Source organism: Tissierella sp., from assembly GCF_052089545.1.
In the GTDB taxonomy this organism is placed as follows: Bacteria; Bacillota; Clostridia; order Tissierellales; family Tissierellaceae; genus Tissierella_A.
In genome coordinates this window covers 4,849-5,603 of the sequence record NZ_JBQDAA010000159.1, presented here as the reverse complement: position 1 = coordinate 5,603, position 755 = coordinate 4,849, and the positions used below count along the sequence as shown (strand labels likewise).

General features: G+C 24.8%; 1 protein-coding gene. It reads right to left on the bottom strand.

All coding sequences use genetic code 11. The features are described from left to right. Window positions 1–329 precede the first annotated feature (329 nt). Window positions 330–755, bottom strand: a 426-nt coding sequence (locus tag ACTHW2_RS10315; protein WP_442263836.1) for a thioredoxin family protein, incomplete at its 5' end; no start/stop codon positions are given.

The window sequence follows — 755 nt, the reverse complement described above, 5'->3', positions numbered from 1 at the left end:
TTCCACTTAGAAGTACAACCATAGCCGTTAAAATACTTGTTCCTAATATTTTAAGTCCATAAAGTATAACTTCTATATCATCTTCATCTTTAAATACTTGAAAAGCATAATCTTTCATAAACTTACTTATCATTTTAATTCTTATCACCTTCTGTTATAATAACTCTATCAGATAGAGTTTAAATTTTGTTATAATCTGGTCTAAATAGTCATTCTTTGGACTGAATCATATTTAGGTGTAGGGTGGACTTATGAGGTCGTAAAAACAATATAAATGTTAATACTTTGATTTATTAACTCTAAGATTTGTAAATATAACTAATCATATCTCATTCAATAAGATAACCTATCTTTTCGGCTATACCATTAAAATATTTCCTATCTATAACTTCACCATTATTAACCTTAACAAGCGCAGGAACAGATTCTATTTGATACGATTTTACTATTTCTTTCTTATATTTATAATTCGAATTTGTAGAATAGCCTTTTATATTAGAAATAGAATTATTAGTTAAATATTCTTTTAATGGCTTATCAATCTCTTTACAATATGGGCAATCCTCTCTATAGAAATATACTGTTGTTGTTTTTTTCGATTCTAATATATCCATTACTTCTATATTATCAATATTCTCTATATCATAGTTATACACATTCTCAATATCGTAGTTCTTGACATATTTGAAGTTTTTAAAAGTTACAAAAATATTAGTACTTATTAAAAGTACTGATAAAATTATGTATATTTTTGC